The organism is Xanthomonas sp. SI, from assembly GCF_014236855.1.
Taxonomy (GTDB): Bacteria; Pseudomonadota; Gammaproteobacteria; order Xanthomonadales; family Xanthomonadaceae; genus Xanthomonas_A.
Window position 1 is genome coordinate 3809623 of record NZ_CP051261.1, and the last position, 11721, is coordinate 3821343.

Genomic DNA, 11721 nt, shown 5'->3' on the forward strand with positions numbered 1-11721 from the left:
ATGTGGAAACCACACTGGAAGTGCGCTTCTATCGATCTGCATCGGGCGCTGAGCCGGTGCGGAGCTGGCTCAGGGAAGAAGTCTCGGCCGAGGCCAAGAGAACCATCGGCGGCGACATGAAGACGGTGCAACTGGGCTGGCCCCTCGGCATGCCATTGGTGCGCAAGATGGATCATCGCCTCTGGGAAATACGCAGCACGATCCCCGAGGGCATTGCGCGGATTTTTTCACGATCGTGAAATCGGACATGGTGCTGTTGCATGGCATCGTCAAAAAATCGGACAAGACCCTGAAGTCCGATCTCGAAACCGCCAAACGGCGCAGAGACGAGGTGATGCAATGAGTCGAAATGCCCACATCGGATCCAGCTTCGACGACTTCCTCGCCGAGGAAGGCATCCTCGAAGAAGCCGCTTCCATCGCGGCCAAGCGCGTGATCGCATGGCAAGTCGCCGAAGCCATGAAGGCGGCCAAGCTCACCAAGACCGCATTGGCCCGGCGCATGAACACCAGCCGCTCGCAGCTGGATCGCGTGCTGGACGAAACAGATACCGGCCTGACCCTGGATACGCTGAGCCGTGCCGCCACGGCCCTGGGTTATCAGATACAGATCGGACTGGTCGTCGCCCAGACGAAAAAACCCGGCAAGAAATCGACGGCGGCAAAGCGCAAAGCACTGGCCGATGCACGGGCCTGACAGCGCCGGGAATCCGTAGCGTCCATAGACGGACAACAAGCTTGCCCAGCGCTCGATCGCGATAGCGCCGGATGGCACTGATGCGTCCATGGCAAAGCCAATGCCCGCTATCACCGGTAGGTGGCTAATGCAGTGAGCAGCGTCGCCAAATTGGCTGCGAAGGTGTACAAATGTACACCATGGATACCCTTTCCCCGCAGCGCGCCGCCATCCTCGCCTACGTCCACGACTGCGCCGAGCAGGCCGGACGGCCGCCGAGCCTGGCCGAGATCGCCGAACGCTTCGGCTTCGCCTCGCGCAATGCCGCGCGCAAGCACGTGCAGGCGCTGGTCGAGGCCGGGCTGCTCGAGCATGTGCCGCAGCAGGCGCGCAGCCTGCGACCGGCGCAGGCGCAGCCGCGCAGCGGGCTGATGCGGCTACCGGTGCTGGGCCGGGTCGCCGCCGGCGCGCCGATCGGCGCCGATATCGGCCTGGACCAGCAGTTGCGGCTGGACCGCGCGCTGTTCGCGCTGCGTCCGGACTACCTGCTGCGCGTGCAGGGCGATTCGATGATCGACGACGGCATCCTCGACGGCGATCTGGTCGGGGTGCGCCGGGCCGCCGATGCGCGCAACGGGCAGATCGTGGTGGCGCGGCTGGACGGCGAACTCACCATCAAGCGCTACCAACACGACGGCGAACGCATCCAGCTGCTGCCGCGCAATCCGGCCTATGCGCCGATCGTGGTGCAGCCGGGGCAGGACTTCGCCATCGAAGGCCATTACTGCGGGCTGATCCGGCAAGGCTGATGGCGGCCGTCGTCGCCCTCGACCGCCTGCTGGCCGAACGCCGGGTCTGGCGCGGCCAGCCGACCGCGCTGCCGCCCAGCGCGCAGCCCACCGGCCATGCCGCGCTCGACGCCGCGCTGCCGGCGCGCGGCTGGCCGGAGATGGCGCTGACCGAACTGCTGCACGCCGCCGACGGCATCGGCGAACTGCAGCTGCTGTGGCCGACGCTGGCGCGGCTGTCGCAGGGCGGCGGCCGCATCGTCCTGGTCGATCCGCCCTATCTGCCCTACCCCGCTGCCTGGGAACAGGCCGGGGTGGCGCTGCCGCAGCTGCAGATCGTGCGCGCCGGCGCGGACGCGGCCTGGGCCGCCGAACAATGCCTGCGTTCGGGCAGCTGCGCGGCGGTGCTGTGCTGGCCCGCGCAGGCCAACGACAAGACCCTGCGCCGGCTGCAGGTGGCGGCCGAAACCGGGCGCGCGCTGGGCTTCGCCTACCGGCCGCTGAAAGCCGCGGCCAATCCGTCGCCGGCCGCGCTGCGCATCGCCATCGATGCCGCACCGGCGCAGTTGCGCGTGCTCAAGTGCCGCGGCGGCATGCCGCCGGCGCGTGCCATCGCACTGGCCGCGCTGGCCGCGCCGTCGCTGGCCTCGGCTTGAGGGTGCGCGCATGCGCTGGGCCTGCATCCTGCTGCCGCAACTGGCGCTCGACACGGTGCTGCGGCGCTGGCCGACGCCGGACGAACCGCTGGCGCTGCTCGCCGGCCCGCCGCAGCGGCGCACGCTGAAGGCGGTCAACGCCGCCGCGCGCGCGCGCGGCCTGCAGCCCGGGCAATCGCTGGCCACCGCGCAGGCGCTGTGCGACCGCTTCGCCACCGCCCTGCACGATGCCGAGGAAAGCCGCCGCTGCCAGCAGTTCCTGGCGGCGTGGGCGTACCGCTTCAGCTCGCTGGTCAGCACCGACTATCCCGGCGCGTTGCTGCTGGAGATCGAGGCCAGTCTCGGTCTGTTCGGTCCCTGGCCGCGCTTCGAGGCGCGCCTGCGCGAGGAGCTGACCGCATTGGGTTTCCGCCACCGCATCGTGGTCGCGCCGCATCCACTGGCCGCGCGCGTGCTGGCCAATGCGCACGACGGCATCGCCCTGCTCGACAACGCCGCGCTGCACGGCGCGCTGGGCCAATTGCCGATCGCCCGCGCCGGGCTGGAACCGGGCCTGGCCGACGCCTTCGCGCGGATGGGCCTGCGCAAATTGCAGCAACTGTTCGCGTTGCCGCGCAGCGGCCTGGCGCGGCGCTACCCGCCCGCGCTGCTGCAGCACCTGGATGCCTTGCGCGGGCAGGCGCCGCTGCCGCTGCAGTACTACCTGCCGCCGGACCGCTTCGATGCGCGGCTGGAACTGGGCTATGCGGTGGAATCCAGCCAGGCACTGCTGTTCCCGCTGCGCCGCCTGACCGCCGACCTGGCCGCGTTCCTGGCCGGACGCGACGGCGGCGTGCAGCGCTTCCAGCTGCACCTGGAACACGAAGGCCTGGACGACAGCGTGGTGCCGGTCGGGCTGCTCGCCGCCGAGCGCGATGCGGCGATGCTGTTCGAACTGGCGCGCGGCCGCCTGCAGCACGCCAGCGTGCCGGCGCCGGTGCAGGCCATGCGCCTGCGCGCCGACGAACTGCCGCCGTTCGTGCCCGCCGCGCGCGAATTGTTCGACGATCGCGCGCAGCAGGCGTTGCCCTGGGAACAGCTGCGCGAACGCCTGCGCGCACGCCTCGGCGACGACGCCGTGCACGGCCTGCGCGCGCATGCCGACCATCGCCCCGAGCGGGCGTGGCGCGCCGAGTCAGGCAAGCCCGCGCCGGCCAGCACAGCGGGCAAGGCCAGTGCAACGATTGCCACCGCCACGCTGCCGCGTCCCGGCTGGCTGCTGACCCGGCCGATCCCGCTGCGCGAGCGCGACCCCGAACGCCTGGCCGGCCCGGAACGCATCGAAAGCGGCTGGTGGGACGACGGCGATGTGCGCCGCGACTACTACATCGTGCGCACCCGCCAGGGCCAGCGCGCCTGGGTGTTCGCGCCTGCCGATGCGCCGGACGCGCTGATGCTGCACGGCTGGTTCGCATGAGCCACGGCCCGCCACGTCCGCGGCTGCGCGCCTTGCCGGCGCCGGCGCTGACCACGCCATCTGTCCCGACGCGCGACGCAACCTCCACGCGCACTGCATTGCCCGACTACGCCGAACTGCACTGCCTGTCGAACTTCAGCTTCCAGCGCGGCGCCTCGCATGCGCGGGAACTGTTCGAACGCGCCGCACGGCACGGCTACCGCGCCCTGGCGATCACCGATGAATGCACTCTGGCCGGCATCGTGCGCGCCTGGCAGGCGGCCCGCGACACCGGCCTGGCGCTAATCGTCGGCAGCGAACTGCAGATCGAACACGGCCCCAAGCTGGTGCTGCTGGCCGAGACCCTGCACGGCTACCAGCAGCTGTGCCGGCTGATCACCGTGGCGCGCCGCCGCGCAGACAAGGGCAGCTACTGCGCGCTGCACGAGGATTTCGACGGCGACCTCGACGGCCTGCTGTGCCTGTGGCTGCCGCGCAGCGCCGATGGTGACGGCGACGCAAACGACGGCGCCTGGCTGCAGGCGCGCTTTCCCAAGCGCCTGTGGCTGGCGGTGGAACTGCTGCGCGGCCCGGACGACGACGCCCTGGTGCACGCGCGCCTGGAACTGGCCCGGCGTCTGCACCTGCCCGCCGTCGCCAGCGGCGACGTGCACATGCACGCGCGTGGCCGCCGCGCCTTGCAGGACACGCTGACCGCGATCCGCCAGCGCCTGCCGCTGAGCGAGGCCGGCGCGCACCTGTACGCCAATGGCGAGCGCCACCTGCGCCCGCGCGCCACCCTGTCCACGCTGTATCCGCCTGCGCTACTGGCCGAATCGGTGCGCATCGCGCAGCGCTGCAGCTTCGACCTCGGCCAGTTGCGCTACCAGTATCCACACGAACTGGTGCCGCCCGGGCAGACCCCGACGCAATGGCTGCGCGCACTCACCGAACAAGGCGCCGCCGCGCGCTGGCCCCACGGCGTGCCGGAAAAAGCGCGGCGCCTGATCGAACACGAACTGGGCGTGATCCAGCGCCTGGGCTACGAGTCCTACTTCCTCACCGTCTACGACCTGGTGCGCTTCGCCAGGTCGCGCCACATCCTGTGCCAGGGCCGCGGTTCGGCGGCGAATTCGGCCGTGTGCTATGCGCTGGGCGTCACCGCGATCGATCCCGACCGCATCGGCATGCTGTTCGAGCGCTTCATTTCCGAAGAGCGCAAGGAACGGCCCGACATCGACGTCGATTTCGAGCACGACCGCCGCGAGGAAGTGATCCAGTACATCTTCAACCACTACGGCCGCGAGCGCGCCGCGCTGACCACCGTGGCGATCCAGTACCACGGCCGCAGCGCGGTGCGCGACGTCGCGCGTGCGCTCGGCCTGCCCGGCGACAGCATCGACGCGCTGGCCTCCACGCTGGGCCAGTGGGACGACGAAGTCCCGCCGCACGAACGCCTGCGCGAACGTGGCTTCGATCCGGAGACGCCGCTGATGCGCCGGCTGCTGGCACTGAGCGCCGAGCTGATCGGTTTCCCGCGGCACCTGTCGCAGCACCCCGGCGGTTTCGTGATCTCCGAGCATCCGCTGCATACGCTGGTGCCGGTGGAGAACGCGGCGATGGCCGAGCGCACCGTGATCCAGTGGGACAAGGACGACCTGGAACTGGTCGGACTGATGAAGGTGGACGTGCTCGCGCTGGGCATGCTCAGCGCGCTGCGGCGCACGCTGGATCTGCTGCGTGCGCACCGCGGCCGCGACCTGGACCTTGCCAGCATTCCCGCCGAAGACGAGCAGACCTACCAGATGATCCAGCGCGCCGACACCATCGGCGTGTTCCAGATCGAATCGCGTGCGCAGATGGCGATGCTGCCGCGACTCAAACCGCGCGAGTTCTACGACCTGGTGATCCAGGTGGCGATCGTGCGCCCCGGCCCGATCCAGGGCGGCATGGTGCATCCCTACCTGCGTCGCCGCAGCGGCGAGGAAATACCCGAAGAATTGCCCGAGGAACTGCGCGATGTGTTCAAACGCACTCTAGGCGTCCCCTTGTTCCAGGAACAAGTCATGCAACTGGCCGTCAACGCTGCTGGTTACACCCCTGGCGAAGCCGATCAGTTGCGCCGTTCGATGGCCGCCTGGAAACGCCACGGCGGACTGGAACCGCATCGCGAGAAGCTGATGGAAGGTATGCTGAAGAAGAACTACAGCGCCGAGTTCGCCGCACGCATCTTCGAACAGATCAAGGGCTTCGGCAGCTACGGCTTTCCCGAGAGCCACGCCGCCAGCTTCGCCCTGCTCACCTACGCCAGCTGCTGGCTCAAGCGCCATGAACCGGCGGCCTTCACCTGCGCGTTGATCAACAGCTGGCCGATGGGCTTCTACAGCCCCGACCAGTTGCTGCAGGACGCGCGCCGCCACGGCCTGCAGGTGCGCCCGGTGGACGTGCGCTACAGCGACTGGGATTGCGGATTGGAATCCTACAGTGCCGATCCGACGGTGCAGCCGGCGATCCGCCTGGGCCTGCGCATGGTTCGTGGCCTGGCCGAAGACGCCGCGTTGCGCCTGCAGCAGGCACGCGCGCAGGCGCCGTTCCGCGACCTCGCCGACCTGTGCCATCGCGCCGCGCTCGACGACAAGGCGCGCGACAGCCTGGCCGACGCCGGCGCGCTGAAGCCGCTGGCCGGGCACCGCCACCGCGCACGCTGGGCGGTGGCCGGCGTCGAAGCGCAGCGTCCACTGTTCGAGCCGCTCGAGGCCACGCAGGAACAACAGGTAGCCTTACCGCTGCCCAGCCTCGGCGAGGACATCCGCGCCGATTACGCGACCATCGGCACCACCCTCGGCAAACATCCGCTGACCTTGCTGCGCGCGCAACTGCGCGCGCGCCGCTACCGCCACTCCGGCGAATTGCGGGCGCTACCACATGCCAGCGCGGTCGCCATCGCCGGCCTGGTGACCATGCGCCAGCGCCCGCAGACCGCCAGCGGCGTCACCTTCCTCACCCTCGAAGACGAACACGGCCTGGTCAACGTCGTGGTGTGGCGGCGCCTGGCCGATCGCCAGCGCCAGGCGCTGATCGAATCCAAGCTGCTGGCAGTGCGCGGCCGCCTGGAAACCGCCGACGGCGTGCGCCACCTGATCGCCGGCCACCTCGAAGACCTGACCCCGCTGCTGCTCGGCCTGGACATCCGTAGCCGCGATTTCCATTGAGCCGGCAGGCGCAACCACGCATGCCTTGCGCGACGAACAGGTCACGGCGATTGCGACGGCGACTGTGCCGCCTTGCCGCATGACTGCATCGCCCGTTGCACCGCCTCGGCTTCGCCCAGGCCTTCGCGGTAGATGGTGGTAGCCAGTTCGCGCCTGGCCTTGCTCGACCCGATCGAACCGTTGCTGGCGATATCCGACAGCGGCCCGCCCAACTGGCGATATCTGGCCACGAGCTTGGCCGTCGCAGCCAAGCTCGCGCAATCCACCGGCGCCGCCTGCACCGGTGCACCCATCATCAGCAAACACGAAAAGCCAAGCGCTGCGAGTGCTTTATTCATCACTGTTCCCAAGCGGAGACGAAGAACCGCTTTCTCCATGCGGCCGCGCAGGATCGAGACGCTGCAACACAGCTGCACGTCACCGCAGCGACCGCACGGCATCGCCGCACACACGCCAACAGCATCGGCAAACAGGCCACAGCAGCATCAGGCCGCACGTAACGTCATCCACCCCATGCGGATAACGCCGCTGCAAGATAGCCACGGCCAATGCCAGCGCCAGCCGTGTGGTGACGAAACCCGGGAGCGCTGGAGCGAAAAGCCGGATCCGCGGAACCAAGCGCGGCAGCCATGTCGCCGCACGTCGCACATCGCGCAAGCACGGAGGATGGTCACCTCAGGGAGCGCACCGGCCACCACTGTCCGGACTGCGGCCGGCCGGCGGGCTGGCCGGCTGGCTGGCACGATTCGCAGGCAGAAGCAGCTGGCGCTGCGCGGCAGACTGGAGATCAGCGCAGGAGATGCACCATCGTCCAGTTGAAAAACCCGGCCACGCCGCTGCAAAACGCAAATGTGCGCAACCGGGAATTAAAGCGAACACACGCATGCCTGGGTGTCGCCTTCGATCAAGGCGGGCGACACATCGCACGAACGACCACGGTCCATTTCTATCGAACATGGCGCACATATCGGCGCCATGGCCTGCGGTCAAACGCTATGGACGGACTGAATGAACCGGGTCCCTCTATCCATCACGGCTGTGCCGATCCACTGGAGGAAATCAGCAGTGCTGGCGGATCAGGAATTGCATCGACCCGTCCAACATTGCGACGTGCCGCGCCCGCGATCAGCGTTTGGGAGCGGCCAGGCGCGCGTACTGGTCGTGATCGATCCAACCCGTGAACGAAGCGTCCTTGGCATTGATGAATTCGACCTGGGCCCAGCCATCCTTGAACGCCAGCACGCCCACCACATCGCCCTTGACGACATAGGCACCCTTGGGCGTCTTGGCACCCGGCGCCTTCTGCAGATATGCCTTGTCGGCGGACACCGTCACCAGCCCGATCCATTTCTTGTCGGCGGTCCGGGTCAGGTCCAGGCCAGTGGCGATTTCCGGCATCAACACATTGAGGCAACCGGGATGCTCACGGCCCCGCTTCACGGTCAGCGTCACGCCATCGGGCGACGCCGCCACCGTGCCGGGATAGGCGCCGTCCGCCCAAGTGGTGACCGAGACCGGGGCCGCGCCCGCCGCCTTGCCCTGCAGGTAGAACGCGCAACCGCGGGTCACGCCCTCGCCCATCTCCTCAGCGTAGAAGCCTTCGACGCCATGCTCGGGCGTTACGGCGAGCATCAGCCCTTCGTACTTGCCCGAATGCAGCGCAGCCGCACCGGCGAGCGCAGGCGCTACGGAGCAAAGCGAGAACAAACCAACAGCCAGAAACCGAGTGATCGCCATCTTTTTCCTTCAGGTGTTATGCAGATGTTTTGAAGCGCTTATCAGCGCCACCGCCATCATAGCCGCCGCAGGCGCGCAGCATGGCTGCACCATCCTTGCCCTTGATGAAATCGACCAACGCAACGCTAGGCGCCGAGGACGCCTTCGATCGATTGTCGTCAATGGCTGCCCGCTCGCCCTGAACCGAGCAAGCGATGGGCGTTGCCAAACATAGTTTGTGCGCAGGCCACCCGGTACCGACTGCGATTACCTACCCAGCCCCGCCAGCAGCGTCTGCACGCCCTTCCAGCCCCAGTACACGCGATGGCACGCGATCAGGCCGCGCGCATCGAGGTCCATGACTTCCACCAGGTCGACCTGATCGCCCTGCGGCGTTTCTCGCGGATATTCCCAGATCACTTGGCGGTGGGACGCATGACAACGGTCGGTGCGGTACCAGCGACCGAGGCCGTTTTCGGGTTGTGCGAAACACGCCGCGAAGAACGTCCTGATCGCCTCGCGTCCGTGCAGCCTTCCATCCTGACGCCCTGCGGAAACCACGTACGCCAACGGCGTTTCCAAGATCGCGTCTTGCGCATACAGCGCCATCAGCGCGTCCAGATTCCGTTCGACGACGCTGCGATGCCATTGCTCGAAGATGCGACGGGCATCGCCGTCCGCCTCGTTCGACCGCGCTTCGATTTCGCTCATGCAAGACACTCCGATGTAGTGCGCTGCAGTCTAGGAACATGCGCAGGCCATCGATTCGATGCGTGTCGAAGCGTTGCGGCAAGGGGCGGTCTATGATGGCCGCGCCCGCCAGGAGTGCACACGATGCCGGTCGAACAGCCCAAGCTTGCCGCGACCGCGTTCCTGATCGCCGATCCCGCCCGCGCCGCCATGTTGATGGCGCTCATCGACGGGCGCGCACTGCCTGCCGGCGAGCTCGCCTTCGCCGGCGGCGTCACCCCGCAGACGGCGAGTTCGCACCTGGCGAAACTGCTGGACGGCGGCTTGCTGGCGGTCGAGGTCCAGGGCCGCCACCGCTACTACCGGCTGGCCGGTTCGCACGTCGCGTTCGCACTGGAAAACCTGGCGACCCTCGCCGCCCCCGCCGCACCGCGATGCCGGAAAGCCGGGCACAAGCAGCAATCGCTGAGCCTGGCCCGATGCTGTTACGACCATCTGGCCGGACAACTGGGCGTGGCGGTGGCCGAAGCGCTGGAACGGCGCGCGTTGATCGCCAGGCAAAACGACAAACGATACGCGGTGTCCGCCGAGGGCGCCGCCTGGTTCTCGCGAATGGGCCTGGATGTGTCGCGCATCACCGCAAGCAGGCGCGGCATTGCGCGGCAGTGCCTGGACTGGACCGAACGCAAGCATCACCTTGCCGGTCCGCTCGGTGTCGAATTGCTTGCGCTGCTTTGCGCCAAACGCTGGCTGCGCCGCAGCGACGGCTCGCGCGCGATCCACATCACCGACAGTGGCTGGGCCGGCCTGCACACGGAACTGGGAATCCATCGGCTTGCCGGCGACGAACTCGCGCTGGATTCCTAAGGCGCTTGCGCAAGTGGAATGTCCAGCGCATAGCGGCGCTGGCAATGCTCGCAAAAGAACGCGCGCCGCTGCGCCTTGCCGAGCTGCTTGCGATAGGTCAGCAGATGGCCGTCGCGCGGACAGATGGTCTTGGTATGCACTTGGTAGTGCTTCTTCAGCACGAAGGCCTTCTTCCAGTTATAGAAATCGAAGCTGTACTCGCGCGCCTGCGTCACCAGCTCGGCCAGCTTGCGCGGCGGCAGCGCCCCCACTTCGCTTTCCGGATGCACGCGGATGCGGTGCAACACCTCGTTCTTGATGATGTTGCCGACCCCGGCGAACACGTCCTGGTCCAGCAACGCATCGGCGGCCAGCGTGCGCGGCCGCAGCCGCAACTTGCGTCGCGCCTGCGCCGCATCCCAATCCGGATTCATCACATCCGCGCGCCAGTCGTAGGCGTCGTCCAGCGCGCCCTCGATGAACTTGACCGAGCACGCATAGAAATTCAGCTCATCGCCCTTGGCGAAACCCAGGCTCAGCCGCGGCGGCGCCTCCTTGCGCGCATTGATCCGGTAGCTGCCGAACAGCAGGAAATGGATGCGCAGGCTGAACCCGTCGAACTCGATCAGGAAATGCTTGCCCCAACTGCGCAGCGACAGGATCTTGCGGTTGCGCATCCGCTCCAGCTCCTGCTTGCTGTTGCCGGACACCCGCAACACCTTGCGGCCCGCGAACGCGGCCGCCTCTTCTTTCAGGATGACGATCGAAGGACCTTCAGGCATGCCTGCAGTATCTGGAATGGCCGTGAGCCGATCGTGAGCCGAGCGCCCCACCTATGGACATGGCGCTTACTTGGACCATTTGGTGCCGCCTCAGAACTCAAATTGACACGCTCCAATCCAAATGTACAATTATTTGTACAACTGGAGCCCAGCATGGACACCATCACCTATAGCGCTGCACGCGCCGCCCTCGCGGACACCATGGAGCGCGTCGTCAACAACCACGAGCCGGTGATCATCACCCGCAGCCGCGAGCAATCCGTGGTCATGCTGTCGCTGGAGGACTACAAGGCGATGGAGGAAACCGCCTACCTGCTGCGCAGCCCGAAGAGCGCGCAACGCCTGCTGGAATCCATCGCCCAGCTCGAGGCCGGTCGCGGCAAGGCACGGGATCTGGCCGAGTGACGCTTCAGTTCTCGGACAATGCCTGGGAGGACTACCTCTACTGGCAGCAGACCGACAAGAAGATGCTCAAGCGCGTCAACGACCTGATCAAAGCCATCCAACGCGATCCCTTCCAGGGCGTCGGCAAGCCCGAACCGCTGCGCCATGCCTTGGCCGGCTATTGGTCGCGGCGCATCAACGACGAACACCGCATCGTCTACAAGGTCGAGGCGGGCATCCTGCTGATCGCGCAGGTGCGCTACCACTACGTATAGTCTCGCCGCTTCCAGCATGCGGGTTCTCGGCCGCCAATAGCGGTTCGCAAAGCAAATACAGGGCAACAAAAAAGCCGACACATGGCCGGCTTTTTCTGTTTCGCGAATCCCCCCTGAAAACAAGGGATTTTTATGGTGGGCGGTGCAGGGTTCGAACCTGCGACCCTTGCCGTGTGAAGGCAATGCTCTACCGCTGAGCTAACCGCCCGTGTCGCGAGCCGCACATTATAGGGCTGTCGTGGCTGGCGTCAACGGTCCTACG

General features: G+C 67.3%; 15 protein-coding genes and 1 tRNA gene. 10 read left to right on the forward strand and 6 right to left on the reverse strand.

Annotated elements, in window-relative coordinates; genetic code table 11:
* Window positions 1-2 precede the first annotated feature (2 nt).
* The 7 genes from HEP75_RS15885 (at window position 3) to HEP75_RS15910 (ending at window position 6766) form a co-directional block, all read left to right on the forward strand.
* Complete coding sequence (locus HEP75_RS15885) at window positions 3-239, forward strand: type II toxin-antitoxin system RelE/ParE family toxin (protein WP_255423881.1); 237 nt, start codon at window positions 3-5, stop codon at window positions 237-239.
* Between the two features lie 8 nt (window positions 240-247).
* Window positions 248-343, forward strand: coding sequence for a type II toxin-antitoxin system RelE/ParE family toxin (locus HEP75_RS22305; protein WP_255423882.1), 96 nt, complete (start codon window positions 248-250; stop codon window positions 341-343).
* Window positions 340-696 (forward strand): helix-turn-helix transcriptional regulator, encoded by a 357-nt coding sequence (locus HEP75_RS15890; protein ID WP_185820784.1) that lies wholly within the window; start codon window positions 340-342, stop codon window positions 694-696. The genes HEP75_RS22305 and HEP75_RS15890 overlap by 4 nt, the downstream gene beginning before the upstream one ends.
* A 179-nt stretch (window positions 697-875) precedes the next feature.
* Window positions 876-1484 (forward strand): transcriptional repressor LexA, encoded by a 609-nt coding sequence (gene lexA, locus HEP75_RS15895; protein ID WP_185824187.1) that lies wholly within the window; start codon window positions 876-878, stop codon window positions 1482-1484.
* Window positions 1484-2119 (forward strand): translesion DNA synthesis-associated protein ImuA, encoded by a 636-nt coding sequence (gene imuA, locus HEP75_RS15900; protein WP_185824188.1) that lies wholly within the window; start codon window positions 1484-1486, stop codon window positions 2117-2119. Before lexA ends, imuA begins: the two co-directional genes overlap by 1 nt.
* Before the next feature lie 10 nt (window positions 2120-2129).
* Entirely contained in the window at window positions 2130-3575 is a 1446-nt protein-coding gene (locus HEP75_RS15905; RefSeq protein ID WP_185824189.1) for a DNA polymerase Y family protein, read from the forward strand.
* Window positions 3572-6766: an error-prone DNA polymerase gene (locus HEP75_RS15910; protein ID WP_255423883.1), complete on the forward strand. Its 3195-nt coding sequence runs from the start codon at window positions 3572-3574 to the stop codon at window positions 6764-6766. Before HEP75_RS15905 ends, HEP75_RS15910 begins: the two co-directional genes overlap by 4 nt.
* 41 nt (window positions 6767-6807) lie before the next feature.
* On the opposite strand, the gene HEP75_RS15915 is transcribed toward HEP75_RS15910, so the two are convergent.
* The 4 genes from HEP75_RS15915 to HEP75_RS15930 all read right to left on the reverse strand — a co-directional run bounded on the left by HEP75_RS15915 (window position 6808) and on the right by HEP75_RS15930 (window position 9193).
* The gene (locus HEP75_RS15915; protein WP_185824190.1) at window positions 6808-7104 is read right to left on the reverse strand and encodes a hypothetical protein; all 297 of its coding nucleotides are present in this window, start codon (window positions 7102-7104) and stop codon (window positions 6808-6810) included.
* 787 nt (window positions 7105-7891) lie between these two features.
* Window positions 7892-8503 carry a hypothetical protein gene (locus tag HEP75_RS15920; RefSeq protein WP_255423884.1) on the reverse strand — a complete coding sequence of 204 codons (612 nt, stop codon included), beginning with the start codon at window positions 8501-8503 and terminating at the stop codon, window positions 7892-7894.
* Between the two features lie 16 nt (window positions 8504-8519).
* Window positions 8520-8711 carry a hypothetical protein gene (locus HEP75_RS15925; RefSeq protein ID WP_185824191.1) on the reverse strand — a complete coding sequence of 64 codons (192 nt, stop codon included), beginning with the start codon at window positions 8709-8711 and terminating at the stop codon, window positions 8520-8522.
* Between the two features lie 38 nt (window positions 8712-8749).
* Window positions 8750-9193, reverse strand: coding sequence for a nuclear transport factor 2 family protein (locus tag HEP75_RS15930; RefSeq protein WP_185824192.1), 444 nt, complete (start codon window positions 9191-9193; stop codon window positions 8750-8752).
* A 123-nt stretch (window positions 9194-9316) separates the two neighbouring features.
* Between HEP75_RS15930 and HEP75_RS15935 the strand changes: the two genes are divergently transcribed.
* On the forward strand, window positions 9317-10039 hold the full coding sequence (locus HEP75_RS15935; protein ID WP_185824193.1) for a helix-turn-helix transcriptional regulator: 723 nt from the start codon (window positions 9317-9319) through the stop codon (window positions 10037-10039).
* Here the strand turns inward: HEP75_RS15935 and HEP75_RS15940 are convergent.
* Window positions 10036-10800 (reverse strand): DNA-formamidopyrimidine glycosylase family protein, encoded by a 765-nt coding sequence (locus HEP75_RS15940; RefSeq protein WP_185824194.1) that lies wholly within the window; start codon window positions 10798-10800, stop codon window positions 10036-10038. The genes HEP75_RS15935 and HEP75_RS15940 overlap by 4 nt on opposite strands.
* A 153-nt stretch (window positions 10801-10953) precedes the next feature.
* Here HEP75_RS15940 and HEP75_RS15945 point away from each other — a divergent pair, with 153 nt between their 5' ends.
* Entirely contained in the window at window positions 10954-11205 is a 252-nt protein-coding gene (locus HEP75_RS15945) for a type II toxin-antitoxin system prevent-host-death family antitoxin (protein WP_003468816.1), read from the forward strand.
* Entirely contained in the window at window positions 11202-11459 is a 258-nt protein-coding gene (locus HEP75_RS15950; protein ID WP_046978179.1) for a Txe/YoeB family addiction module toxin, read from the forward strand. The genes HEP75_RS15945 and HEP75_RS15950 overlap by 4 nt, the downstream gene beginning before the upstream one ends.
* A gap of 133 nt (window positions 11460-11592) precedes the next feature.
* Here HEP75_RS15950 and HEP75_RS15955 read toward each other — a convergent pair.
* Window positions 11593-11667, reverse strand: a tRNA-Val gene (locus HEP75_RS15955).
* Window positions 11668-11721: the final 54 nt, after the last annotated feature.

Excerpts from the sequence above, each read along its gene's own strand:
- HEP75_RS15935 (WP_185824193.1), top strand. The coding sequence starts at position 9,317 with ATGCCGGTCGAACAGCCCAAGCTTGCCGCGACCGCGTTCCTGATCGCC.
- HEP75_RS22305 (WP_255423882.1), top strand. The coding sequence starts at position 248 with ATGGTGCTGTTGCATGGCATCGTCAAAAAATCGGACAAGACCCTGAAG.
- HEP75_RS15890 (WP_185820784.1), top strand. The coding sequence starts at position 340 with ATGAGTCGAAATGCCCACATCGGATCCAGCTTCGACGACTTCCTCGCC.
- HEP75_RS15930 (WP_185824192.1), bottom strand. The coding sequence starts at position 9,193 with ATGAGCGAAATCGAAGCGCGGTCGAACGAGGCGGACGGCGATGCCCGT.
- HEP75_RS15920 (WP_255423884.1), bottom strand. The coding sequence starts at position 8,503 with ATGGCGATCACTCGGTTTCTGGCTGTTGGTTTGTTCTCGCTTTGCTCC.
- lexA (WP_185824187.1), top strand. The coding sequence starts at position 876 with ATGGATACCCTTTCCCCGCAGCGCGCCGCCATCCTCGCCTACGTCCAC.
- HEP75_RS15940 (WP_185824194.1), bottom strand. The coding sequence starts at position 10,800 with ATGCCTGAAGGTCCTTCGATCGTCATCCTGAAAGAAGAGGCGGCCGCG.
- HEP75_RS15915 (WP_185824190.1), bottom strand. The coding sequence starts at position 7,104 with ATGAATAAAGCACTCGCAGCGCTTGGCTTTTCGTGTTTGCTGATGATG.
- HEP75_RS15945 (WP_003468816.1), top strand. The coding sequence starts at position 10,954 with ATGGACACCATCACCTATAGCGCTGCACGCGCCGCCCTCGCGGACACC.
- imuA (WP_185824188.1), top strand. The coding sequence starts at position 1,484 with ATGGCGGCCGTCGTCGCCCTCGACCGCCTGCTGGCCGAACGCCGGGTC.
- HEP75_RS15905 (WP_185824189.1), top strand. The coding sequence starts at position 2,130 with ATGCGCTGGGCCTGCATCCTGCTGCCGCAACTGGCGCTCGACACGGTG.
- HEP75_RS15910 (WP_255423883.1), top strand. The coding sequence starts at position 3,572 with ATGAGCCACGGCCCGCCACGTCCGCGGCTGCGCGCCTTGCCGGCGCCG.